The sequence below is a fragment of the Chitinophaga oryzae genome (assembly GCF_012516375.2).
Lineage (GTDB): Bacteria > Bacteroidota > Bacteroidia > Chitinophagales > Chitinophagaceae > Chitinophaga > Chitinophaga oryzae.
Map to the genome: position 1 here is coordinate 4189594 of NZ_CP051204.2, position 25846 is coordinate 4215439.

18 protein-coding genes are annotated in these 25846 nt (G+C 53.2%); 12 read left to right on the top strand and 6 right to left on the bottom strand.

All coding sequences use genetic code 11. The features are described 5' to 3' along the window. The first annotated feature begins 26 nt into the window (after window positions 1-26). The 3 genes from HF324_RS17450 to HF324_RS17460 are packed head-to-tail and all read left to right on the top strand — an operon-like array spanning window position 27 to window position 3976. On the top strand, window positions 27-1334 hold the full coding sequence (locus HF324_RS17450) for a TolC family protein (protein ID WP_168860355.1): 1308 nt from the start codon (window positions 27-29) through the stop codon (window positions 1332-1334). After that, on the top strand, window positions 1331-2380 hold the full coding sequence (locus tag HF324_RS17455) for an HlyD family secretion protein (RefSeq protein WP_168803693.1): 1050 nt from the start codon (window positions 1331-1333) through the stop codon (window positions 2378-2380). Before HF324_RS17450 ends, HF324_RS17455 begins: the two co-directional genes overlap by 4 nt. Window positions 2381-2386: 6 nt before the next feature. Continuing rightward, window positions 2387-3976 (top strand): MFS transporter, encoded by a 1590-nt coding sequence (locus HF324_RS17460; RefSeq protein ID WP_168860356.1) that lies wholly within the window; start codon window positions 2387-2389, stop codon window positions 3974-3976. A gap of 45 nt (window positions 3977-4021) precedes the next feature. Here HF324_RS17460 and HF324_RS17465 read toward each other — a convergent pair whose 3' ends face one another. Continuing rightward, window positions 4022-5128, bottom strand: a complete 1107-nt coding sequence (locus tag HF324_RS17465) for a sensor histidine kinase (RefSeq protein WP_258539137.1) — start codon at window positions 5126-5128, stop codon at window positions 4022-4024. A gap of 104 nt (window positions 5129-5232) precedes the next feature. On the opposite strand from HF324_RS17465, the gene HF324_RS17470 reads away from it, so the two are divergent. From HF324_RS17470 to HF324_RS17495, 6 genes are read left to right on the top strand one after another with little or no spacing between them, the layout of a single operon-like run. Beyond that, entirely contained in the window at window positions 5233-5610 is a 378-nt protein-coding gene (locus HF324_RS17470; RefSeq protein WP_168803696.1) for a response regulator transcription factor, read from the top strand. Between the two features lie 46 nt (window positions 5611-5656). Next, window positions 5657-6802, top strand: coding sequence for a HEAT repeat domain-containing protein (locus HF324_RS17475; RefSeq protein WP_168803697.1), 1146 nt, complete (start codon window positions 5657-5659; stop codon window positions 6800-6802). Window positions 6803-6808: 6 nt separating this feature from the next. Continuing rightward, window positions 6809-8263 (top strand): glycosyltransferase family 2 protein, encoded by a 1455-nt coding sequence (locus HF324_RS17480; protein ID WP_168803698.1) that lies wholly within the window; start codon window positions 6809-6811, stop codon window positions 8261-8263. 24 nt (window positions 8264-8287) lie between these two features. Beyond that, window positions 8288-9784 (top strand): glycosyltransferase family 2 protein, encoded by a 1497-nt coding sequence (locus HF324_RS17485; RefSeq protein WP_220100770.1) that lies wholly within the window; start codon window positions 8288-8290, stop codon window positions 9782-9784. A 17-nt stretch (window positions 9785-9801) separates the two neighbouring features. Continuing rightward, complete coding sequence (locus tag HF324_RS17490) at window positions 9802-12678, top strand: tetratricopeptide repeat protein (protein WP_168860357.1); 2877 nt, start codon at window positions 9802-9804, stop codon at window positions 12676-12678. A 20-nt stretch (window positions 12679-12698) separates the two neighbouring features. After that, window positions 12699-14951 carry a glycoside hydrolase family 20 protein gene (locus HF324_RS17495; RefSeq protein WP_168860358.1) on the top strand — a complete coding sequence of 751 codons (2253 nt, stop codon included), beginning with the start codon at window positions 12699-12701 and terminating at the stop codon, window positions 14949-14951. 2 nt (window positions 14952-14953) lie between these two features. On the opposite strand, the gene HF324_RS17500 is transcribed toward HF324_RS17495, so the two are convergent. The 3 genes from HF324_RS17500 to HF324_RS17510 all read right to left on the bottom strand — a co-directional run bounded on the left by HF324_RS17500 (window position 14954) and on the right by HF324_RS17510 (window position 20866). Beyond that, window positions 14954-18823: a PAS domain S-box protein gene (locus tag HF324_RS17500; protein WP_168860359.1), complete on the bottom strand. Its 3870-nt coding sequence runs from the start codon at window positions 18821-18823 to the stop codon at window positions 14954-14956. Window positions 18824-18886: 63 nt separating this feature from the next. Further along, window positions 18887-19897 carry an NADPH-dependent aldehyde reductase Ahr gene (gene ahr, locus HF324_RS17505; RefSeq protein ID WP_168860360.1) on the bottom strand — a complete coding sequence of 337 codons (1011 nt, stop codon included), beginning with the start codon at window positions 19895-19897 and terminating at the stop codon, window positions 18887-18889. An 81-nt stretch (window positions 19898-19978) separates the two neighbouring features. After that, window positions 19979-20866, bottom strand: coding sequence for a helix-turn-helix domain-containing protein (locus tag HF324_RS17510; RefSeq protein WP_168860361.1), 888 nt, complete (start codon window positions 20864-20866; stop codon window positions 19979-19981). Between the two features lie 63 nt (window positions 20867-20929). Here HF324_RS17510 and HF324_RS17515 point away from each other — a divergent pair, with 63 nt between their 5' ends. Next, entirely contained in the window at window positions 20930-22165 is a 1236-nt protein-coding gene (locus HF324_RS17515) for an amidohydrolase family protein (protein WP_168803704.1), read from the top strand. A 38-nt stretch (window positions 22166-22203) separates the two neighbouring features. Here the strand turns inward: HF324_RS17515 and HF324_RS17520 are convergent, their stop codons facing one another. Further along, on the bottom strand, window positions 22204-23124 hold the full coding sequence (locus HF324_RS17520; protein ID WP_168803705.1) for an SDR family oxidoreductase: 921 nt from the start codon (window positions 23122-23124) through the stop codon (window positions 22204-22206). Between the two features lie 125 nt (window positions 23125-23249). Between HF324_RS17520 and HF324_RS17525 the strand changes: the two genes are divergently transcribed. Together HF324_RS17525 and HF324_RS17530 are read left to right on the top strand one after the other, a co-directional pair. Next, a complete protein-coding gene (locus tag HF324_RS17525; protein ID WP_168803706.1) occupies window positions 23250-23780 on the top strand; it encodes a class I SAM-dependent methyltransferase in 531 nt (176 codons plus the stop codon). Between the two features lie 62 nt (window positions 23781-23842). Beyond that, window positions 23843-24865, top strand: a complete 1023-nt coding sequence (locus HF324_RS17530; RefSeq protein ID WP_168803707.1) for a WG repeat-containing protein — start codon at window positions 23843-23845, stop codon at window positions 24863-24865. On the opposite strand, the gene HF324_RS17535 is transcribed toward HF324_RS17530, so the two are convergent. Further along, complete coding sequence (locus tag HF324_RS17535) at window positions 24857-25756, bottom strand: DUF6892 domain-containing protein (protein WP_168860362.1); 900 nt, start codon at window positions 25754-25756, stop codon at window positions 24857-24859. The genes HF324_RS17530 and HF324_RS17535 overlap by 9 nt on opposite strands. Window positions 25757-25846: the final 90 nt, after the last annotated feature.

Consider the following 25846-nt stretch of genomic DNA (forward strand, 5'->3'; position numbering starts at 1 on the left):
ATTTTGCACTAACCATTTTTCTGTAGATGATGAAACACGATATTTTACGTTTATCCCTGCTGCTGGCCACCGCTTATCCGTGGCCGGTCTGCGCCCAGCAGCCCCGTCCGGGCGAAATTACGCTGGCCATGGTATGGGAGCAGGCGGAAGCCGGCAACCGGCAGATCGCCCTGCAACAGCAGGAACTGGCGGGCAGCACGGAGAAAGTGCTGGCGGCCCGCGACGCACGGCTGCCGTCGCTCAACCTGGACGGCTCCTACTCCCGCCTGAGCAATATGCCATTGTACACAGAGGGTATCCTGCACGCCCCTAAGCAGTTTCCCGTTTCCCATGAGCACTATGCCGCCGGCAGTAACCTGTACGTCAACCTGTACAACGGCGGACAGACCACCCGGGAAATAGCCATCGCCAAAACGGAACAGTCAATCTCCGCCACGCGGCTGCAACGTTCCGTAGCCGACATTCGCTACGAAGCTGCGGTACATTTCCTCGACCTCTATCGGTACCAGCAGTTCAGGACGTTGCTGGAACAGGATATCCGTGCCAGTGAGCTGCAGCTCACCGAAATAAAGCACCTGTACAAAAACGGGCTGGTATTGAAAAGCGATGTGCTGCGGGAGGAAGTAAAGATCGCCAACCAGCAGCTGTCGCTGACGGAGATCAACAACAACATCGCCATCAGCACCCAACGGCTCCACTACCTGATGGGCCGGCCCGATACCGGGGCGCTGTACCCTGTCGTTGCACTGCCGCCAACCGCGGCGCCGCCGCCTGACACCAGCAGTCAGGATGCCCCCGAATACAGACTGGCACTGAAGCATACCAGTCTCGGCGCCTTAAAGCTGGACCAGGTCAAAGCTGCGCCGTTGCCGAAGCTGGGCTTCTTCGCGGAATACCGCTACACCTATCCGCAAACGTCTTACTATCCGTATTCCAGGGTGCCATGGTCCGCCGGACAGGCAGGTCTTAGCCTCAGCGTGCCCGTCGCCGCTTTTTATCAGAACCGGCATAAAACACGGGCTGCCCGCATTGCATGGCAACAGCAGCAGACGCTGACCGCCAGCGTACAGGACAAACTGCGGCAGGACATACATGCAGCGTACCTCCATTACCAGGAAGCCGTCCAACAAACAGCCGTGGCACGCAATAATATGCTGCAAGCCACAGAGAGCCTGCGCATCCTGCGCAATGCCTATTTCAACCAGCAATCGCTGCTGAGTGATCTGCTGGACGCAGAAACACAATTGCTGCAATCAAAATTCAACCTCACCACCGCCATGGTAAGAGTGCAGGTACAACATTATCAATTACTCAGATTAACAGGAAGAATATGAACAAACAACTGACAACCACCGACCGGTTTATCCTTTACGGCACGCGGGCAGCAGCGCTCTTTACAGCCGCAGGCCTCTGCTGCTGGGGAGTTTGGTACTGCATGCGCCTCCTGCGCTATGAAGAAACCAACGACGCACAGATAGAAGCCTATATCAATCCCATCAGCGCCCGCGTATCGGGCTACATCCACCAGATACGTTTCGAAGAAAACCAATTCGTCAATGCCGGCGATACACTGGTGATCATAGACGACCGGGATTATAAGGCACAGGCCTCCGAAGCTGCGGCGGCCCTGGAAAACGCCCGTGCGCAGACCACTTTGCTGGAAAGCCGTATCACCACCCTGAGAAACGAAGCTGCTGTTTCCGCCGCCCGTATAGATGCTGCCAAAGCGCGCCTGTCGCACCAGGAACAGGAGTATAAGCGGTTCGCCAATTTGCTGGCCGAAGCGTCCACCACGCAGCAACGGTATGACAATGTGAAGGCAGCGCTGGACATCGCCACCTCCGAATACCAGGCCGCGCTGCGCGATCATGCCTCTGCCGAAGCCCGCATTGCGGAAGCCGCCCATCAGTCGGCCGCCGTAGCAGCAGAAATCAGGCGCCGCGAGGCGGTGGCCGAACAGCACCAGCTCAGTGTAGGCTATACCGTTATCCGCGCTCCCTATAACGGACGCGTAGGCCGCAAGAATATTCAGGAAGGGCAACTGATACAGGCCGGCCAGCCGCTCACCTTCATTTCCAACGACGATACGCCGAAATGGGTGGTGGCCAATTTCAAAGAGACGCAGGTGCAGCAGTTCAGGACCGGGCAACCGGTGACCGTTACGGTAGACGCTTTCCCCGGTGAGACTTTCCACGGAGAGATCGCCTCCCTGTCTCCCGCTACAGGTTCCCGTTATTCGTTACTGCCGCCGGACAATGCCACCGGTAACTTCGTCAAGATCATCCAGCGGATACCGGTACGTATACGCCTGCTGGAAAATCCCACCGTACTGGCGCGCCTCGTTGCCGGTATGAATGCCAATGTTTCTGTCAGTAAATAGCCGCTTATGTCATCCGCCACTTTACCACTTTTTAAACCCTGGGTCCCTGAATGGCTGATCCGTGTGACGATCTTCCTCGTGTTGTTGCCGGCACTGGGCATCTTCGCGCTCTATTTCAGCAACGGCGCGGAAACCGCCGGTTATTACGGTATGGAGCCGGCAGACGTACAATATTCCGTTGTGCTGATGTACGCCATGCTGGTGGCTTTTCTCCCGGTAGACGACCGGCTGGTGAAATATATGAAGCCCCGGCCCTACCTCCTTATCGGCGCCGTCGTGAATACGCTGACCTGTTTCATCTGCGCCAGCAGCCGGAACATATCCGTCTTTATGATCTGCCGTTTCATCCAGGGGGTGATGTGCGCCCCGTTCTGCAGCATCTGCCTCCATATGATTTTCTCCCGCTTACGCTCCGACAGGGCACGGGTGATCGGTTACTCCGTCTTCTATGGCAGCCTGCAGATATCTATACCCGGCGGCGCGCTCTTTTGCAGCTGGTTATTATATTATATTGAATTCAACCAGCTGTTTTATTTCCTTGTGCTGCTGGAGGTCCCGGGTATCCTGCTCCTGCTCATGATCACGAACAACGTACGCCTCCGGAAGAAATTCCCGTTGTACCAGCTGGACTGGCCCAGTGCTTTTTTATACGCTGTTTTGTTGTGTATAGCGGGCTACATCTTTGTCTACGGCCAGCAGCTCAATTGGTTCTCCAACCCGCAGCTGTGTTGGCTGCTGCTCATCGCGCTGATCAGCGGGACGCTTTTCTGCGTACGGCAGTTTTCATTAAAACGTCCGTTGCTGAATCTCCGGTTGTTTCGTTTTGCCGGCTTCAGAAACGGGCTGTTGCTACTCGTCGCCTATTATGTATTTAAGGGTACCACCGGGCATGTATATGCTTATCTGCAGGGGGTGCTGCAGGTAGACCCTGTGCATCTGACCCCTGTATGGGTGAGCAATATCGCCGGTATAGTGGCAGGCGTGGTGGTCGCTTCCCGGCTGGTACTTAACCAAACGGATACACGCCGGATACTGTGCTGCGGCTTTCTGTCACTGTTGCTGTTTCATATCTGGATGTACTTTTTGTTTTCCCGCGTAGCCAACACCAGCCAGTTTCTGGCGCCCATGTGGATACAGGGTTTTGGAACAGGAGCGCTGTTCGTGCCCATCATCATGTATGTCGTGGGGACGGTCCCGGCAGCCATGGCGGGCAGTGTTTCCTTCATTGGTATTGCCGCCCGTTTTACCGGCTTTTGCGGCAGCCTGGCTTTCGCGAACTATTTCCAGTTATATGCCAGGAGCATTCATTATAATAAATTCAGGGAGCAGTTCACCGATATCAATCCCATACGGGAAAATGTGCTGGAGCAGTTCCGGCAACATTTCCTGGCCAACGGGCGGGATATGGCCACTGCGCGGCAGCTGGCAGACGGTGCCGCCAGGCGCCTGTTGCAGGAACAAACAGGCTTACGGGCATCGATGGATTATTATGGCTGGATGATTATCGGTTTAAGTGTATTGATTACCGTTATAATAGCGGGACCATGGGTCAAACAACAGGTATTGCGCCCCCGGAAGGCGTTTACGCCGTATTGAAGCATTCCCCGGGCGTATCTGCCCGGGGATATTTTATACGGTTGATTACTTTCTCCATTGGAAATAAAAACAACTTCCTTCCCCTTTCACTGATTCCACCCATACCTTACCGCCCTGTGTTTCCACCAGCAGTTTCAGGATATTAAGACCGATACCGGTCCCTTTGCCGTTATCGCCGTCATTCTCTACTTTTTCAAACAGCCGGAAAATGCGTTCGTTGTCTTTGTCTGCGATCCCCGGCCCGTTGTCTTTTACGAAAAACTCATAGTATTCGCCCTTATCCTCTCCCCCGATACTGATTTCCACCCGGGGTTTGTCTACATATTTAATCGCGTTGCTGATCAGGTTCTGGAACACCTGTTGCAGTTTCTGGCGGCTGGTATATAAAACGGGAAGATTATCCGCTATCTGTATATGCACATTGGCCGGCGGGAACAACAGCTGTACCAGTGTTCCCAGCAGTTCATTCACCGCTGTCAGTTCTTCCGGCTGGTTGTCCTGGTGTGCGCGGCTGTATTCCAGGATAGCGGAGATCATATCAGCCAGTTTATGGGAGGCGTCTACCGCCATGTCTACAAAAGACAGCAGTTCTGTGGACCGCTGCAGCTCTTCCTCCTCGCGGAGAATAAGCAAAAGGCTGGTAATACCGGAGAGCGGCGATTTCAGGTCGTGGGCCACCACATGCATAAAACGCTCCAGCTGCCCGTTGATCTGTTCCTTCGCTTTCAGCGCCATTTTCAGCTCACGCTGATAGTAATACAGCCGTTCGAAGACATCCACTTTGGCGCGGGTCAGGTGTTTGTGCAGGGGTTTGGGAAGGTAGTCTACCGCTCCTTTCTCAAAGCCTTTCAGCATATCTTCCTCGTCTTTGTTGGTAGCTGTTACGAAAATGACGGAGATATCCTTTGTCTGCGGGTGGGCTTTGAGCTGGCGGGCTACCTCATAGCCATCCATGTCCGGCATCTGGACATCGAGCATTACCAGTCCTATATCGTCCTGTTCCCGGGCGATATCCAGGGCTTCCCGGCCGGTGGTGGCCAGCACAAAGGTCCGTTTTTCCGTCTCGAGCATACGCTGCAATACCAGGAGATTGGCCCTATGGTCATCTACCAATAATATTTTAAACTTCGTGGTCATAACTATATAATCCATCGCAAATATAGGGCTTAAAAATGCAGAGATTTACATATAATCCCTATCTTTATTACACTGAATACAGTGACCATAACCACCATGAGTAACCGCTAATCGAGTATATGTATAAGATCCTTGTTATTGAAGACGATGAAGTGATGCCCAAAATCATTGAGCGGATACTTCATAAGGAAGCCTATCAGCTGGACCATGTAGTTAATGGAAAAGAGGCCATTAGAAAGCTGGAAGAGACCAACTATGGATACGACCTGATCATAACCGATATTATGATGCCGTATGCCAATGGTTTCGAAATCCTGAGCCGGGTAAAGGGCAGAAAAGAAGGCAAGCCTATCGCTGTTATCATTGTCTCCAATGCAGGCAATGAAGATATGATCCTGGAAGGCTTCAAACTGGGGGCGGACGATTTTCTCAAGAAGCCGGTCATCCCCGGTGAACTGCTGATCCGTGTGAAACGCCTGCTGATGCAATACCAGTAGTTGTGCCTTTTGCCATGTGATATTTTACTGACCATTTCCTGCGACCATGAAAACCATACCGGCTTTTTTTTCGGCTACGGTGGACCAGTTCCGTTACGCCCCGCTCGTCATCCAGATCGCGGTAGCCTTTACCGTGATAGCCGTCTCGATGACAGCCATCGCCTATATCTCCATCCTGATCAACCGCTACCGGAGCTACCTTCGGGATAAAAAGCTGGCGGCTTTACATCCGATGATCGATGATCTGCTCACAGAACATATATTAATGAACGAAGAGCTGTATACCGATGAGCCGGTAGAGGCAGCTGTTCCGGTGGAAGTATTCGACAAACCCATCTTTGAAAAGAAATGGGCGCGGCAGGTGCTGATACAGCGGCTGATGCAGTACCGCGACAACGTACAGGGCGCTATGGGCAGCCAGCTGCGCAACCTTTACGTGCAGCTGGGGCTGGACAAGGACTCGCTCAGGAAGCTGAAGTCCAGCCGCTGGAACCATAAAATACAGGCACTTGGCGAGCTTACCAACATGGACATTCCTATTGCCGACGTGATCATCCTGCCGTTAACGAATAGCCGTAACCGTGAGTTACGCGCCGCTGCCCGTCACGCTTACATCAAGCTAAGCAAAAACGAGCCATTCAAATTTTTCGACGTCGCCACAGAGCCGTTGCTGCTCTGGGACCAGGTGGAGCTTTTCCGTATCATTTCCACCACCGACCGCATCTCCATTCCTAACTTTGCCCAGTGGATCACCTACTCTTCCAATAAAAGTATTATCTCCTTCTGTCTGAAGCTGGTAGAGCATTACCAGCAGTTAAGCGCCGTGCCTGCTGTGGTAAAGCTGCTGGACACCCGCGATCATTACCTGCGGGCCAATGCCATCAACTGCCTCGGTAAGTTAAAGATTGAACAGGTGGAGGAAAAACTGCGGAGCATGTATGACAGTCAGCCGCACCATTGCAGAACAGAAATACTGAAGGCTTTCGGGCGTATCAGCAGCGGAAAACAGATAGAATTCCTCCGGCAGGAGTTCCTGCATTCCTCGGATTTTGAGATCCGTAAACACGCCGCCAAATCGCTCATTAATAACCAATGGGCCGCCGGCGAGGTTATCCAGGAGCTGGTAGATACTGCTACCCGGGAGAACAAACTCATCCTGAAACACTGTATGAACCCGTTAATCAAATTCTAGTCGCTGATGGACAGTACCTTCTGGGAAATACTCAGGAATATATTCGAGACCGGCATTTTTGTTTACGGCGCCGTGCTGCTGGGCACCTATGCCCTGTTAGCGCTGTTTTCCATCATCGCGGTGCGGGCTTACGCCAAAAAAGGGGAATCTCAGCAGGTAGAGATGCTGCTCAAATCACCGCTGGCGCCGGGCATCACCGTGCTCGCCCCCGCCTATAACGAAGGCCTGACGATCATCTATAACGTGCGTTCACTCATGACGCTGGTCTATCCCCGTTATGAGATCATCGTCATCAATGACGGCAGCACGGACAATAGCCTGGAGCAGCTGATCGAGGCTTTTGAGCTCGTGGCGGTGGACTTCGCCTATAACGTGAAGATCCCCACACAGCCGGTGCGTCACGTCTATAAATCCTCCAATCCGGCTTATGCGCTGCTCACCATTATCGACAAGGTAAATGGTAAAAGCAAGGCTGACGCCGTGAATGCCGGCATTAATGCCGCGTCGTACGATTACTTTGTATGTACCGATGTGGACTGTATCCTGCACGAACATACGCTGGTGGAGCTTATCAAACCGGTGATGCAGGAACCGCATAAACGTGTGATTGCCACCGGCGCCACGCTGCGTATCGCCAATTCCTGTGAGTTTGACCAGGGGGTGATGACGCGGATGCGGCCGCCGCGGCAGCTGTTGCCCCGCTTCCAGGAAGTGGAATATATCCGCGCCTTTGTACTGGGTAAAATGGGGTGGAGCCTGATTAACTGCGTTCCTAATGTGTCCGGCGGCCTCGGGCTGTTTGACAAGGAAGTGGCTATCCGTTGCGGCGGATATGACTTCAGCTCCTTCGGGGAGGACATGGAACTGATGACCCGTATGTGCCGGTACGCCTGCGACAACAAGATCGACTATGCCATCCGGTACGTTCCCCGCACACTCTGCTGGACGGAAGCGCCGGTGACCGTACGCATCTTCGGCCGGCAGCGCACCCGCTGGGCCAGGGGCCTGGCGCAGCTGATGCATGCACATTTCAGTATGTTTATGCATCCCCGTTATGGCCGTATGGGCATGATTATTTTTCCCTACAACTTCTTTTTCGAGTTGCTGGCGCCTATCGTGGAGGCTGTAGGTATTGTGTTTTACATTACAGGCGCGGTGCTGGGGCTGATCAACTGGCCCACAGCGGTGCTGCTGCTGTTGTTTATATATACTTATTCCGTGATGATCACCACCCTCGCCATCCTATGGGACCAGCTTACGTTCCGGTACTATAAGAGCTGGCGGGAAGTGATCTATCTCTGCGCCACCCCGTTAATGGAGATGTTCCTGTATCACCCGCTGATCGTGTTTTTCTCGCTGCGGGGATATTTTCATTTCCTTACAAAGAAAAAGAGCAGCTGGGGCAACATGCAGCGGCGTGGTTTCCAGCAGCAGGCTTCCGGTACTGCCGCTGCCAATTAATCAGCTTTTAAAACTGCCGATATAGTGGAATGGTTTAAAGAATTTTATGAAGGCTTCATCTTTGTGTTTGGCTGCGTGATGCTGCTGATGTATGCCGTGCTGGCCCTGCTCTCGCTCCGGGGCATCCTTCGTTTCCAGCGCAGCCATAGTTATGTGGACTATACGAAAATGCTGGACTCTCCCCTGGCGCCCGGCATCTCCGTGATTGCGCCGGCTTACAACGAAGGCGTGACCATCATCTCCAACGTGCGCTCCCTGCTGACGCTGGTATATCCCAGATATGAGGTGATCATCATCAACGACGGCAGTACAGACGACACACTCGATAAACTGATCCGTGAATTTGAATTACAGGAAGTGGATTTCGCCTACAACGAACGGATTAAATCGCAGCCGGTGAAACGTGTCTTCAAGTCAGTCAATAACGTTTACGATAAACTGCTGGTCATTGACAAGGTAAACGGCAAGAGCAAGGCAGATGCATCCAATGCCGGTATCAACGCCGCGTCGTATGACTACTTTCTCTGTACCGATGTAGACAGTATCCTGGAGAAAGACACCCTGTTGCGGCTCATCAAACCTTTTATGGACGAAGAACACCAGCGGATTAAAGCCGTGGGCGATCCCTGTCCGGAGTGCGGTTACGTGCATTTCGAGGAAGACAGCGTGCGGGTGATCGCTTCCGGCGCCACACTCCGGCTGGCCAACTCCTGCGAGGTAGACGAAGGGGTGATCACCCGTGTAAGGCCGCCCCGCCAGTGGCTGCCCCGTTTCCAGGAAATGGAATACATCCGGGCCTATGTGCTCGGCAAAATGGGTTGGAGCCTGATCAACTGCGTACCCAACGTATCCGGCGGCCTGGGGCTGTTCGATAAGGAAATAGCTATTAAAGCCGGCGGGTACGACAGCCAGTCCTTCGCAGAAGACATGGACATCGTGACCCGCATGTGCACCTACATGATCGACAACAAACTGAAATACGCCATCCGGTATATTCCCACCTCCCAGTGCTGGACGGAAGGCCCGCCCAACCTGAAAGTCTTCGGCCGCCAGCGTACCCGCTGGGGCCGTGGCCTCGCGGAAATCATCACCATGCACCGCAAGGTCCTCTTTCATCCGAGATACAAACAACTGGGACTGGTAGTGCTGCCCTACAATTTCTTTTTTGAATTCCTGGCGCCCATTATTGAGTTCACCGGCATCCTGTTTTACATCTACCTGATCATCACCGGCCAGATCAACTGGCATTACGCCCTGATACTACTGCTTTTTGTATACCTGTATTCCGTGATGATCACCACGCTGGCCGTGTGGTGGGACCATATGACCTTCCATTACTATAAGACGTGGCGGGAAGTGATAGGGCTTGCCCTGATGGCCTTTTTGGAGCCGTTGTTTTATCATCCGCTGATCGTCTTTTTCGCGTTGAAGGGATATTATTATTTCCTGACCGGCAAAAAACACTCCTGGGGCAATATGCAGCGCCAGGGCTTTGGCAAAAAGAAAACCGCAAACGCTTAGCACAAACTTTTTTATAGATGAGGACACCCGTGTTGAAATATATTTTCCTGATCACCGCCACCGTAGCGGTATTGCCGGCCATGGCCCAAAACAACCGCAAAAGCAGGGCTGCCGAAGCGCTCTACGATGACGCCGTCAAAGCCACACGGGCCAAACAATACCCCGAGGCCATCCGCCTCTCCCGTCAGGCGCTGGACCAGCAGCCGGACTTTGTGGACCAGCAGCTGCTTATGGGCAGGCTGTACCAGCTCACCAACCAGTATGACAGCGCCCGGAAATATATACGGCAGGTGCTGGCCACTGCCCCGCGGTACCGGGATGCCTATCTGTATGCCATCAATATTGAACTGGCCCAACAACAATACGAGGAAGCCGAATGTTATGCGGATATGGCACTGGGATATTTCAACGGCGACCGTGAGTTTATGCTGAAGAAACTGGGTGTCATGGATGAAGCCCGCAAGTTTTACCAGGGCAGCAACTACGCCAATACCCTGCTCGACAGGTATGGCACCGACACCGTCGTGCAGAGGGCCGTCACCGGCCACTTCCTGCTGGCAGGCGCCTACTTCCGTAAAAACAACTACAACAACCTCGCCCGCAGCAATTACGAAAAAGCCCTGATGACCGATCCCTCCAACCAGGAGGCGCGGCAGGCACTTACGGGCATAGATATACGCGATAATAACTACAGCGCCGCGCTGGAACGGATAGAAGCCGAACTGGCGAGCCACCCCAACGCCTACGATTTACTGATGACCAAGCTGGAGATACTGCGGGAAATGCACCGTTATCCGGAAGCGATCAGCCACCTGGAAAATATTGTCAAGCGCTTTCCGGGAGATAATAAAGCCCGCAGCCAGCAGGTGCCGCTACGCATGGAAGCTGCCGCCTATTATACCAACACCGATCCTTACGCGCTTTATCAAAGCATACTGGAAAAGCATCCCGGCAATCCGGAAGCGCTACAGAAACTGATCGGGCTGAGCATGTCCCGCGGCGCCTACCGGGAAGCGCTGAACTGGATCAACCTCGGCCTGAAAAGTCACCCGGACGATCTCCGGCTACTGGGCCTGAAAGCAGATATGCTGGAAAGCGACCGCAAATACACCGAGGCTGCCATGCTATCAGAGAAGCTGCTGCAACGCCAGCCAGCCAATGCCACCGAACGGGAACGCCTAGGGCGCCTTTACCTTGCCAGCGGACGGGAATATCTCGCCCAGCAGCAATACCCCGAAGCGCTTCTGCAATTTGAAAACGCCCTGCGTACCACTCCCGGCGACACCACGGCCCCCGACCTGCTGGCCAATACCTACCTGCTGCAGAAAAAGCCTGCGCAGGCGCTTGCCGTCCTTGACCGGGCTTTGCAACAACATCCCGGCAACGCGCGTTTCCTGCTGAAGAAAGCCAACATACTGGCGGACACGGGACAGTACGATCAGGCGACAGCCATCCTGGAATCGTTGCTGCAACGCCATCCGGTAGACGGGCAGTACTCCGCTTTACTACAGGACATTCATCTCAGCGCCGGCAGGATACTGCTGCAAAACGAAGAATACGAACAAGCTAAAAGACAGTTCCAGGCCGTACTTGCACTGCAGCCAGGCCACCCGGAAGCGCTGCAGTACCTCGTCAACGCCGAAAGCGCCATGCAACAGCCAGACAGCGCATTGTCCTGGCTGGACCAGGCGTTGGCTCGCGATCCACATAACCGCGAACTGCTGTTTAAAAAGGCCGGCATCCTCAGTATGCAACAGCAGTATACTGCCGCCGGTGCTATACTCGACAGCCTTCGTCAGCAATACCCTTTTACCGTAAAATACCGTAACGCCTATACGGACAACCTGCTGGCTGCAGGAACTGCCGCCCGGAGAAACCAGCAGCCTGACAGCGCGCTGCAAACCTTCCGGCAGGTACTGGCCATCAACAGGAAAGATTCCGCCGCCTTGTTATATACCATCAACCTGTACAACGGCAAAGGCGCCTATGACAGCGCGCTGGCGTATGCCAACCAGGGCCTCCGGTATTACCCGGACAATCCGGCGTTCCTGGAAAAACGGGTCATCACGCTCGAAAACAAAAAAGATTTCTCCGCCGCCTCGCTGGCTGCAGACTCGCTGTTGCGCTACAGTAATACCACCGCGCATATCGACTATGCCGACTACCTGCGGAGCAAGACGCTGAAAAACCAGTTCGGCCTGTTCTTCCTGCGCTCCAGCTACGACTATGGCACCAGCCGCTGGTACAATATCGCCACCGCCGAATACCGGCGTTTCATCAAACGGGGCAGCTATGCCGTACGCCTTAACTATGGCGGACGAGCGGCCGAAGGCACCGGCATTATGGGAGAAGCGGAACTATACTACACCCATTCCCGCCGTACCTATTCGTACGCCCTTGCCAGTTATGCCAATTCGGACGTGTTCCCCACCGCACGCCTGGCTTATTCTATCTTCCACACGTTTGGCAAAAGCTTTGAAGCAGAACTGGGAGGCCGCTACCTGAAGACCGACAGCGCAGACATCTACTCCGGCGTGGTATCCCTCGCCAACCGGTTTCATGATTTTTATGTGAACTTCCGGGCTTATTTCATCAGTGACCAACCCAATTTTTATACTTCCTTTAACCTGACGACCCGTTACTATATGAACAGGGACCAGGACTACCTGTCGCTCATTGCGGGGCTGGGAACCTCTCCGGATGACCGCAGCCGCCTGGTGCAGTTCCCGCAGTTGTCAGGGTTGCTGACCCGCAGCGTGGGCGCCGGTTACCAGAAAACAGTCCGGTACCGCACCACCCTGGGGCTGTATGGCACCTGGATCAACCAGAAAATCAGTCCTACCATTTTTCAGAACCAGTACGATATCTTTGTAACGGTACAACGAAAATTCTAACCACTTTTATGCACAGGACGATGACATATTTTCTATACATCATGACGCTGTTGGGTTATGGCTGCCAGTCTTTTACCGGCGGCGATATTGCGCTGGTATCGGGCGGTAAAAGCAATTATGTGATCGTATTGCCTGCCGATGCCGGCAAAAACGACCAGCATGCCGCAGCGGTACTGAAGGAGTATGTAAAAAGGATGTCCGGCGCTACGCTGAACATCGTCAATGAGCACACCTTAAAGGATAAAGACCAGCCGGCGATTTACATCGGCCATACCGATCATGCCGCCAATATCAATACCGGCAAAATAAAGCCGGAAGGTTTTATGCTGGCGACCGATGCGCGCGATGTGTATATTATCGGCGGCAGTGGCAAAGGGGTGGTATACGGCGTATATACCCTGCTGGAGCAGTATCTCGGCTGCCGCAAATACAGCCAGGCGCCGGCCACGGTGCCTGCCACCAAAGATATACGCGTGCCGGCACAGCTCCACGACCTGCAGGAGCCGGCTTTCACCTATCGGGAAACCTACTACCCCGCCGCCTTTGACAATGAATACCTCGAATGGCACAAGCTGCATCGTTTTGAAGACCTTTGGGGACTGTGGGGCCATTCGTTCTTTAAACTGATTCCGCCCCGCAGCTGGTTTGCCGCGCACCCGGAATACTTTGCCATGGTGAAAGGCATACGGCAGCCTACGCAGCTGTGCCTCAGCAATGAAGCCGTTTTCCGCCTGGTGGTGGATTCGCTGCGTAAAGCCATCGCCGGCAATCCTGATGCCATGTATTGGTCCGTTTCCCAGGAAGATGGCGGCGGATACTGTACCTGCGATCTTTGCCGCCAGGTGGACGCCGAAGAAGGTGGTCCCTCCGGCTCGCTGATTCGTTTTGTGAACAAAGTGGCCGCACAGTTTCCGGAGCAGCAGTTTACCACGCTTTCCTACCTGTATTCCTCCAAACCGCCGCTACGCACAAAGCCTGCTGCCAATGTGATCATCATGCTCAGCTCTATTGACGCACTGCGGCAGGAGCCACTGAGCAAGATCCCGTCTGCAGCCGGTTTCCGTAAAAACCTGGAAGCCTGGGGTACGGTTACCTCCCGCCTGTTCGTATGGGACTATACCACGCAGTTCACCAACTACCTGGCGCCTTTTCCGGACTATCCGCATCTGCGGCCCAACCTGCAATACTTTTCCGATCAGAAAGTGAGCGGGGTTTTTTCTCAGGGCAGCGGCGATACGCACAGCGACATGGCAGCGTACAACGCCTATGTGCAGGCGAAGTACCTGTGGAATCCCAGGACGGATGCAGACAAAGTGCAGGATGACTTCTTACAGGGATATTATGGGAAGGCCGGTAAAAACATACGGCAATATATAGACGCACTGACGTCCACACTACAACAAACGCACGCCGCGCTTGATATCTACGGAAACCCTGTCACCAACCACCGGGACTATCTTTCGCCGCTGGCGATTGACAAATACAGTCGTCTGCTCGACAAGGCGGAAGCCGCGGCGGAAGGACAGCCTGAGCTGTTAAAACGCGTATATGCGGCACGGTTACCCCTGGAATATACGGTGCTGCAACAGGCCCGCTTTTTCGGGACAGAGCCACATGGTTATCTCGACGCTAACGGCAGGGAATATACGGTAAATCCGCGCTGGCCGGAGCGGGTGCGGAAATTTACGGCTCTCTGCAAGGAAGCGGGCGTCACTGCGCTGGCTGAAGGCGGCGTTAGCCCTGAAGGTTACCAGCAGGAATGGGACAGCCTATTTGCCCGCAAGTGGGTCAGCAGCCTGGCATTCAGGGCGCAGGTATCGCTGGTGAATCCGCCGCCGCCTGAGTTTCCGGGTAAAGGGGCGCAGACGCTTACCGATGGACTGGAAGGCGGCAAAGATTTCAGCCTCAACTGGCTGTACCTGTATGGAAAGGACCTCGTAGCAGTCATTGACCTGGGTGCTGCCAAACCGGTCAATACTGTCTTTATGCATTTTCTGCTGGATGCCCGGCATTATATTTTCAGTCCGTCCCGCGTAACAGTGGCGGTGTCTGAAGACGGCGCCCATTTTACGGACGCAGGTGAGCAGGTCATTACGCCCTTACAGGGAGAAGACTATGATGTAAAAAATATACCGGTTTCTTTCCGGTTAACGGGAAAGGCTGTACGCTATATCCGCGTGACCGGCGTTTGTCCGACGGAAATCCCCGTATGGCGGGAAGCTCCGGAAACTAAACGGCCGGCTATCTGTTGTGATGAAATTTATGTACAGTAATATCAGGGCAGCTGGTCCAGCGCCAGCTGCACCGCTACAATAGCTTTATCCAGCTCTGTTGCCAATACCTGCAGCTGTTCCGTTGTAACACCGTTCGTCTCTGTGTCCCGGATTGCTTTTTCCAGCCCTGTCAAACCTGCGTAGGTGGTTACACTCCGCATACTGTGGCATATCTCCCTGATCCTTTTGGGATGCTGGCTCATGTCCTGTCCCGTTATTTCCGCTTTCACTGATTTACAGTCCCCCAGCAACAGGGAGAGTGTTTCGCGCAGCAACGGGTCTTGCTTTGTATCGCTGCCCAGGTAGCCCATGAGCACGGAAAGGTCCAGTGGCCGGACGCCTGCAGCTTCTATCCCGGCCGGTTCGTCACCCGTCCCCCATTTGTTGACCAGCGCGAGTATTTCATCTTCCACGAAAGGCTTGGAGAGAAAGTCATCCATCCCGGCGGCGATGCATCTTTCGCGTTCGCCTTTGGTGTTGCCGGCAGTGAGTGCCACAATGGGAGTATGTTTCTCCGGAAACAGTTCCCTGATACGACGGGTGGCATCATACCCGTCCATTTCGGGCATCTGTATGTCCATGAACACGAGGTCCGGTTGTTCGCTCATATAGAGCTCCACCGCTTCCAGGCCGGTTTTTGCCTCCACAATGGTAGCCATGGGCACAGACCGGGTAATGATGGCTTTAATCAACAGCATATTGACGCTATTGTCTTCCGCCAGCAATACTTTTAACGACGTGCGCTCCGGTTGCAGCTTTTGGGTTGTTGCCCCTGCAATATCGGTCTGATCGGAATTTTTCAATGACAGGTGTGCCAGTGCGTTGTACAGGTCCTGCATTTTAACGGGTTTCACCAGCCGTTGTTCCACTTTCAGTTCTTCACATACCCGTTGTACCGTTTCATCATCTGAAGAGCTGTACAACAATACGACCGGCGTCCAGGTACCCAGCTGGTCGGCCATCTGCCGCATTTTACGGAGTGTTTCCAGGCCATCCATCACCGGCATGTGATAGTCCATCAGCACGGCGTCGTACGTGCGCCCTTCCATGAGCAGCTGCAGTGCTTCAAAGCCACTGCGGGCCATGTCGGTTTCAATACCTTTCAGCAACAGCATCTGTTGCAGGATGGTGCGGTTATGTTCATTATCATCCGTCACCAGCACTTTTTTTACCGCCTCGATATGCTGCCAGGTTACCGGTGGTCCGTCGGCTGTTTCCACGGTTATTTCAAAAAAGAAAGTACTTCCTTCACCGGGGATGCTTTCCACCTGCAACCGGCTGTTCATCAACCCCAGCAGCTTGTTGGAGATGGTAAGGCCCAACCCGGTGCCACCATATCTTTTGGTGATGGATATATCTTCCTGGGAGAAGGCTTCAAAGATTTTTTCCTGCCGCTCTTTGCGGATGCCGATACCGGTGTCTGACACCTCGAAACGAATGGTGCGATAGAGTTCAGCATTCGCCGGTGAAACGGGGTAAATCTTCAGGCCGACCTCCCCTTTCTCCGTGAATTTGACGGCATTGGAAAGGAGGTTGACCAATATTTGTTTCAGCCGCAGCTGGTCAGTCCAGATGAACCGGGGCAGGTCCGCGGACACGTCATAGATCATTTCCAGGCCTTTGCTCTGCGCCTGGAACTTTACCATGTCGCTCACCTGGCTGCTGACTTCGAAGATGTCCTGTTTCTGGATATCCAGTTCCAGTTTACCGGCTTCGATCTTCGAGAAGTCGAGGATATCGTTGATGATATTCAGGAGGGTGCTGGCGCTCTGGTTAACGATAGAGAGGTATTGATGCTGCACTTCGTTGAGCCGTGTTTTCAGTACGAGGTCAGTAAACCCGATGATACCATTCAGCGGGGTCCTGATCTCATGGCTCATATTGGCCAGGAATTCCGATTTGGCCACGCTGGCCTGTTCCGCCAGCTGTTTGGCTTGTTGCAGTTCTTCCTGGTGCATTGCGTTGGCCGTTACGTCTTCCGTCAGGATGGTGATCCCGCCTACGCCGCCGTCATGATAAAACCACGGCCTTACTTCCCAGTGCAGGTGCTGGTCGTGCTCCCATCCAGGCGGCCGCCAGATGAATTCGCCGTTCTTGTCCACCTTACCGGCCAGCGTGTCGCGGTAGATCTGTTTGAATCCCGCGGGGATATTGGGCAACAGGTCATAGACCATTTTACCATACAGTTGCTGCCCCGTTAGCTGATTGTCTTCCTGCCATGCATTACTATAGGCGATAATACGAAGCCGTTTATCCAGCATCACCACCGCTGCGGGAGTATGTTTCACAAAAGCGGAAAGCTTGGCTTTTTCATCGAGCAGCAGCTGCTCCGCTTTTTTTCTGTCTGTGATATCAGTAGCAATATGAAGATAGCCGGTGAGTTCATTGTTCATGTTGTGGATAGCGGAAATGACGAGCGACACGTTCACCGCAGAGCCGTTTTTCCGGATGTAGGTCCATTCCTGCTGTGCGCCGGGGCGCTGACCAGCCGCTGCTTCGGCAAATACCTCCACAGGGCTCACGCCTTTGGCCGCCGCTCTTTCCGACAGTTCCGCCGGCTCATGGAAAGCGACCGGTGTTTGTTTGCCGACCATTTCACGGGAGGAATATCCCAGCAGGTTTTCCGCACCGCTGTTAAACAAGGTAATGGTGCCGTCTAACGCTGTCGCGATGACGCTGACGTCGGTGGCCGACTGCAGGATGTCTTCCAGCAGTTTGCGCGACCGTTGTATTTCTTCTTCCAGCCGCTTTTGGCGGTCGATGTCCTGGAAGGTGCCATATAGCCGGATACATTTGCCGTCTTTGAATTCAGGGCTGCCGATAGAACGGACCCAGATATCTCTGCCTTTGGCGGTGACGATCTCCAGTTCAATATCCCAGGGTTCATTAAACTCAATCCCTCTGTTGACGGCATTCTCAATGACCGTGCGATGGGGTTCTTTGTAAAACTCCAGCGCTCCCTCCAGCGTCGGTACAAAGTCGTCTCCCACTTCATGGATACGACGTGTTACATCAGACCAGTAAGGCAGTTGTTTTTCCAGGTCCAGATGCCAGAATCCAATCCGTGCTACGCTGTTGGTCCGCTCCAGCATTTCCGTGGTCCATTTCAGGTCTTTTTCCAGGGCATGCCGCAGCGTGATATCCAGTGCATTGGCGATCACGTATGGGTTTCCATCCACAGAGTATTCGAGTACGTTATTATACAACCAGATCCGGATGCTGCCATCGCGGTGGCAGGTATGCATCAGGCCACTCACCTGTTTTTCTCTTTTGATGGTCTCGAGGTATTCAAAAACACCCTCCCTGAAAACCGCAGGAACGATTTCCCAGAGCATTCTGCCGATCAGTTCGGCAGGCTGATAACCGAGACTCTCAGCGCTGGCGTGATTCACCGCCAGCAGTTTTCCATCGAGGTCATGCATACACATCATGCCCCTCGAGTTATTAAAGAATACCCTGAACTGGTGTTCGCTTTCCTGCAGCTGGCGTTCCTGATAGATCACCTGCGAGATATCTCTTCCCACCGCAAAGATGTGCCCGGTGGACACCTCAGGGGAAGCCATCCATTGCAGCCATATATATTCGCCGTTGATTGTCCGCATACGGTTTACAAAGTTCACCGTATTGATTCCTTCGTTTAGCCCTTTCAGTTGCTCCCCCGAACTGTCAATATCGTCCGGATGAATAATATCAAAAACGGACCGGCCCAGTATTTCTTCAGGTTTCCAACCCAGCGCCCGGCCAAAGGCAGGGTTTACCATTTCAAAGGTACCTTTACTGCCTACGAGGCAGAACAAATCATTGGACAATAGAAAAAACTTCCGGAAATGTTCCATTTCCTCCGTGCGTGCAGCAGCCGACTGGTTCAACATAATAGGTGGTTAATGCCGTCAATTTACAAAAACTAAACGCATTCTCCACCTACTTTCTGTAGATCAATTGTTCTTTAAGACGATCCGGTAGCGCGCCTTACCTTGTTCCAGATGACGGATGGCTTCGTTCACCTGTTCCATCGGAAATTCTTCCACGACAGGATAAATGTTGTGACGCACGCAGAAGTCAAGCATTTTGCGTATCACGGCGGGACCGCCACCAGGGCTTCCGGCAACAGACTTTTGTCCGGCGATCATGTCAAAAACGGGCACCGTCATCGGTTCAGGTACGATGCCTACCGTATGCAGCTTGCCTTTGGGCGCAAGGCAGCCGAGGAATACCTGCCAGTCCAGGGGTACATTCACCGTACTTAAAATAAAATCCAGCTGGCCCTGCATCGTTTTCAGTTCATCCGCGTTCCTGGAGTCGATCACACGGGTGGCGCCCATCTGCAGAATTTCTTCATACTTGGCGGGATTTGAACTAAAAGCTATCACCTCGCAGCCCCAGTGTTTGAGGAATTGCAGCGCCAGGTGCCCAAGGCCGCCGATACCGATCACGCCCACCCTGTCGGTAGGTTTCACCCCTTCGATCAACAACGGGTTGAAGACCGTCAGTCCCGCACACAGGAGCGGTCCTGCTTTGGCCATATCCATCTTTTCCGGGAGCGGGATTATCCAGGACCAGTGGCCCCGCACGATGTCTGCAAAACCGCCGTGGCGGCCCACCACTACCTGTTCCGCGGTAGCACATAACTGCTGGTTGCCTTCCAGGCAGTGCGGGCAGTGCATACACGATCCAGAGAACCAGCTAAGGCCGACTTTATCGCCTGCCTTTACTCCCTTTACCAGGCTTCCTGTACGGATAACTTCTCCCACTATCTCATGACCGGCCACCAACGGGTATTGCGAGAAGCCCCAGTCGTTGTTGATCATACTCAGATCAGAATGACACAGGCCGCAATAAGCTACCCGGATATCTACCTGTTCCGGACCAATTTCCGGTAATTCATATTCAAATTTTTCCAGCTTTGCGTGAGGCGCCGTGGCGGCGTATCCCGTAACTTTCGTCATATAGCAGTATTTTTTCTGCCTGTAAAATTATACGGCAGGCGGGTGTGACATCTCACATATTCAAAGGGAAAAGTATAAAAATCAAAGGGCAGGCACACGTATGTGCCCCGGAGCGTGTCCTGTCTGTTTTTTGAAGAAGTTGTAGAAGTAGTTGGGCGATTCAAAGCCCAGGCTGTGAGCGATGGCGGCTACCGGCCAATCGGTGTGGCGCAGCAGGGCTTTTGCTTCTGTGAGCACCCGTTCGGCGATATGTATGGATGTGGATTTGCCCGTTACCTCCCGCACAGCATGGTTCAGGTGGTTGACGTGTACCGCCAGTGCTTTTGCATAATCGCCGGCAGAGCGCAGCGTCAGCTGGCGGCCGGGAGCGTCTATCGGAAATTCCCGCTCCATACGTTCAAAAAAGCCGGCAGTGATGCGTTCCGCCGCGTTCCGTTGCCGGATGCTGATAGTATGCGGCGCTATCTTCAGCGCCTCATGTATCAGCAGCTGCAGGTAGTTCTGCAGCAGCTCATATTTATAGAGGTAGTCCGACCGCATTTCTTCGAGCATCTGTTGAAAGATATTACTGATACGCTGCTCCTGCACGGGGTTAAGGAAAAAAACAGGGCTGGTGCCGGCCCTGAATAGCGGCGCCTGCTGCATGCTTTCACTCCGTTCCGCGTTTTGTAAAAACGACTTCCGGAACATACAGAAATAACCCGGCTGGGCAGCAGACAACGGTTCCCAGCCGAAAGGCGTATGCGGGTTAAAGAACACCAGGGCGGGACGGTCTATTATGATCTCCTGATCATGCCAGCTCAACCGGCTCTGTCCCTGCAACAGGGAAACTTTATAATAATCCCGCCGGTTGTAGATGTGTGGTACCGTGCAATGATCACCGTTTTCGAAGACATTAAACAAACGGGCCCCTTCTCCGATGATGCCTCTGCTGTCATAAAACGCCGCTATGGTTTCCTGTTTTCCCATGATGTCAAAACTAAGCAAATCAAAGAATAAAAACGTATCTTGAATCTTCACAACGTCCCTCATATGAAAACGTATCTCTTAGCGATACTCTGTTGCTTTTTCCTCTCAACAAACGCTCAATCAGACCTGGCGCTTGCCGGCGCCCGCATATATCCATCGCCCGGAGCGCCGCCGCTGGAGGACGGCGTGGTACTGATCAAAGCCGGTAAGATCACGGCAGTTGGCACCCGGCGCCAGGTAAAAATTCCGGCACACGTACAGGTGGTAGACTGTAAAGGACTGGTATTGATGGCCGGCTTCTGGAACTCCCACGTGCATTTTATGAGCCCTGTGTGGGAGCATGCCGACAGCCTGCCGGCCGCACAGCTCACCCGGCAGATGACGGAGATGCTGACCCGCTACGGCTTCACCCATGCCTTCGATCTGGCGACGCTCAATTTCCGTAACCTGCGGGCATTGCGCGACCGGCTGCGGTCCGGTGAAGTGGAGGGCCCGGCCTTGTTGTCTGCCGGCGAACCCTTTGTACCACCGAATGGCAGCCCTTTTTACGTACACCCGATAAAACTGCCGGAGATCAGTACGCCGGAGGCAGCAGTGGCCTATGTCAGGAAACAGCTCGATGCAGGCGCCGATGCCATCAAGATATGGTCTGCTTCGCCGGTAGGCGATAACAAAGTGGTGGCCATGCCGCTGGACATCGTGCAAGCCGCCACCGCAACCGCCCATAAGTATCACAAGCCCGTTTTCGCGCATCCCACCTCTGATACCGGATGGCGTGTAGCCGTGGCCGGTGGCGCGGACATCCTGGCCCATGTGGCGCCCGATGGTTATGTTGGCTGGCAGCAGGCGGATGTCGATTTACTGAAGCGGCGCCATGTAGCGGTGATCCCTACGCTGAAACTATATAAATGGGAGCTGGAAAGAAACAAGGTGGCCTCTGCGGAAGATCATCCGCTGGTGAAGACCGCTATAGAACAGATCGGGATGTACGCCAAAGCAGGTGGTGAAATCCTGTTCGGCACAGACGTAGGCTATATCTCCGATTTTGATACGGCAGATGAATTCCGTTTCCTTGGGGCTGCGGGGCTTACCTTTGACCAGATACTTACCTCGCTGACCACGGCGCCGGCTAAACGCTTCGGCATGTCACAGCGCTGCGGGCGTGTTGCTAAAGGACTCGATGCCGACCTGGTATTGCTGAAAGCCGATCCGCATGACGACGTGAAAAACTTTGCAGCGGTGGCTTACACCCTCCGCCAGGGGAAGATCATCTACGACGCAAAAGCAGCTGTCAAATAAAAGAAAAACGGGACTGGTTAAGTCCCGTTTTTTTTATCTTATCTGTAACCTGTTGTGTCAGCAGGTTTACCTGCCTCCTGCACTTCTACCAGGTAACGCCAGCAGTCGGGCTGTGAGCCGTCAATGTCCGTAAAGCCGTATTCCTTTGCCAGTTGACCGCTGGACAGCGACTGTCCGTTCCACCGCTGCTTGTCTTCGTCCGCCGCCAGCGACGCCACTGCCCTGCCCACATAACGGGGCGTCTCAGAAATAGCGAAATGGGGCTCTTTCTGAATAGCGTCTTGCCAGTTATCTTCTTTTACTTCAAAGGCCTCCAGCATAATTTCAGAGCGCATCCAGCCCGGCGTGACCGCCACTGCGGAACAGCCATGAGGCGCCAGGTCCTGTGCATGCGCCCAGGCCATTCTGATGGTGGCCGTTTTGGCCAGATCATAAAATACGTTGAGGCGGTAATTGCGATTGTTGTATTCCGCGGTGCCGTCTGTGACTTCTACCAACAGACCGCCCGGGCGCCGTATCATCAGCGCCAGTGCGTAATGCGCTGTGATCAGATGAGTATCTAACGGCAAATGGAACAAGTGCAGGCCGTTATTCAGCGTATGCTCCCACACCGGTTTCTTCCATTCCATGAGGTTTTCCCCGCCCCAGATATCATTGACCAGGATATCCAGCCGGCCCTGCTCCCGGTCGATACGCTGAACCAGTTGTTCCACCTGGGCTGGTACGAGGTGATCTACCTGTACGGCGATCCCCTGGCCACCGGCCGCAGTTACCAGTTCCGCCGTTTCCTCGATTGTCTCCGGACGTTTGTATTCCGATTGTTGCTGACGTGTAGTTCTGCCTGTTACATAGACAATAGCGCCTGCGGCGCCCAGTTCGACGGCTATGCCTCTGCCGGCGCCGCGTGTTCCGCCGGCGACTAATGCCACTTTGCCGGCGAGGGGTTTCCTGTTTTCCATGAAAGCTGATTTTGTAAAAGGTTATTCAACGATGCTGACCGTGGTGATGCGGATGCCAGGTTCGCGGCGCAAGATAATGAAATTACTTTTACCAGTATCTTTGGACCATCAAACTATGACCATAGATGAAAAACGTGCCCGAAAGATTTACCTGGGCAGCTGATCTTGTAGCGCCCTTACCAGCAGACCATGTGCTCGAAATAGGCTGTGGCGCCGGCCTGCTGATCGGGCTACTGGCCACCAGGCTTACCACCGGAGAACTCATAGCGCTGGACAAATCAGGCCCCATGCTGCAAAAGGCGGCGCAACGCAATGCGGCTTATATAACAGCCGGCAAAGTAACGCTGGTGACGTCGGAATTTGCAAACTATACGACAGCCCATCCCTTCGACCGTATCGTATCTTTTAACGTTAACTTCTTTTGGAAAGGGCAGCAGGCAGAGCTGAAAGTATTACGACAGCTGATCAAACCGAAAGGAAAGATCTTCGCTTTTTTTGACACCCCCTTCAACAACACCATCCCCCAGCTGGCTGCGCAGATCACGCAGCATCTGCAACAGGCGGGATTCGGCGTACTGGAGACGGTCATCTCTCAGGCGCCGCCCCGTGGCTCTTTTTGCATGATTATTCAACCTGCAAAAAAAACTTTAACATAATTAAACAAAGTGGTGTCCTCATTTTTCTTTATTTTTTCAACTGAAAAACCAGTAAAAGAAAAATGAGAAAGCGTATTGTTACCCTCAGCCTGTTGTGCGCTACTGTAGCTGTTTGTGCCCAGGATAAGCTCTACTACTTCCCAACGGCTGACAGCAGTAAGGTCGGCGTAAAAGATGATCAGGGAAAGGTCATTGTTCCGGCTAAATTTTCCGGTGCCATTAACTATGCGTACGATCAGCCGATTACTGGTCCTACCATTGAATTCTGTGATGTATCTGTTTCATTAAGAACGCCGAAATTATCCCCGGCCGCTCCCGGCGGTGAGGTTTATGACAGAAAAGGCCGCTTCCTCTACTACCCGCTGTCTTATGATAATGGGCCCGATTACTGGGAAGAAGGTCTGCGCCGCTTTGTGGAGAACGGCAAGGTTGGATTCGCAGATAAAAGCGGGCATAAGGTTCTGCCGGCAAAATGGGATTTCGCCAGCCCATTCAATTACGGTTACGCCGTTGTGTATGAAGGCGGCTGGGTGAAACACTACGATTCGGGCGGAGAGCACTGGTGGATAGATGCGGTCTCCGGGAAATCAGTCAGTTACCTTATCAATAAAAAAGGAGAACGGGTAAATCCCCTTCCGGCCGGGCAGGCAAAAGACTACAAGTATGAAGGCGCCTGGTATCCTTATCCGTTCCGCTACAATGCTGCCGAACAAAAGATCATCGACAGCCTGCAACGGCTGGATGTGATCAACGACATCCACCTGGTGAACGTTTATGACGACGCGCCACGAAAGGATTTACTGCTGCAGTTCGAAATAACGGAGCGGCCCACGCCCGCTTTTCCTTACTATACCATACAAAGTTTTTCACGCCAGCAAAGGGAAGACAGGATACAGTTTATCGTGGACCCTGATGGCACCAATTACCGCTACCAGCCCTGGTCCGACAGAGAAGAACCAGTGCCATTAGAGCAGTGGATCATTACGGAATTAAAAGCGGCCAAAGCGTTTATGCAGGAGCATTCCGACACGCCCTTCCGGTTTGATGCCGACGCGCGGTTAAAGGAATGGGAACCGTCAAATTGATTCCACGGTAATTCCTTTTTTAGCCAGCTGCTCCGCGATCTCTGCAAGATTGTCGGCGTGAAAAAGGTTCATCCGTTTCAGGTTGGGGAAGTGTCTGATGTCTTCAAAATGGACAATATTGAAGGTCTCATCTTCCCCATCCCAGAACCTCAGCAGCTGACCATAGATGTCATCTCCGCCATCCTGGGATATCTCCGTTATTTCAGGCGCATACTTTTTATCGATCTCCAGCGCTTCAAAGTAGGCGGTCACTTCAGGAATGAACCCGTACCCTTCTTCTTCTATATCTATCTCACGGCCGGCGTAGTTCTCCACGAATTCATACAAATCGAAGGCAGGCTTCAGCAGTTTTTTGTTATACATCAGCTTCTGTATGACTGCCAGCTTGAAGTTGAAGTCCGTGAAGTCAATCTTTTCCGCAGCGACCGGCGGTTGTTTGTATTTATCGGAATATACTTTAGGCGCAGGCGGATCATACGGGCCAATGCCAAAACTCTTCATAATACCGTCTTCCACATCGACGTATACATCAAAATTACCAACCGTGAGCGTTCCGCCCTCATCCCTTTTGGTTACCTTTCTGGCTGACTGTTTATGTTTATCAAAATAGGCCCGGTAGTCCAGACCGTTGATCGTAAAGACGCCGGTGAAGACCATTTCCGGGGAAAAATCCATGTCATTGGTAATATAATCGATATGCAGGCCTTCGGCCACCTTTCCGTTTTTGGAATAAGCCAACAGGCCAAGTTTATCCCACGTATAGATGTGGTTGTATTTCTTTGATACATGCCTGGCTTCCCCCAACAGGGCTTTCAGCTGTTGAATATCCAGCGGGAACGACATTTCCGCGCCGTTCAGCGCGAAGCTATTATCTGTGATGGTGATTTGCATAGATCATATTTTTCCTGTTAACAAACAGGGGCGAATATCGTACTTTTCCCTGTTAATAAAACAACAACGATGAAGCAATTGCTTCATCGT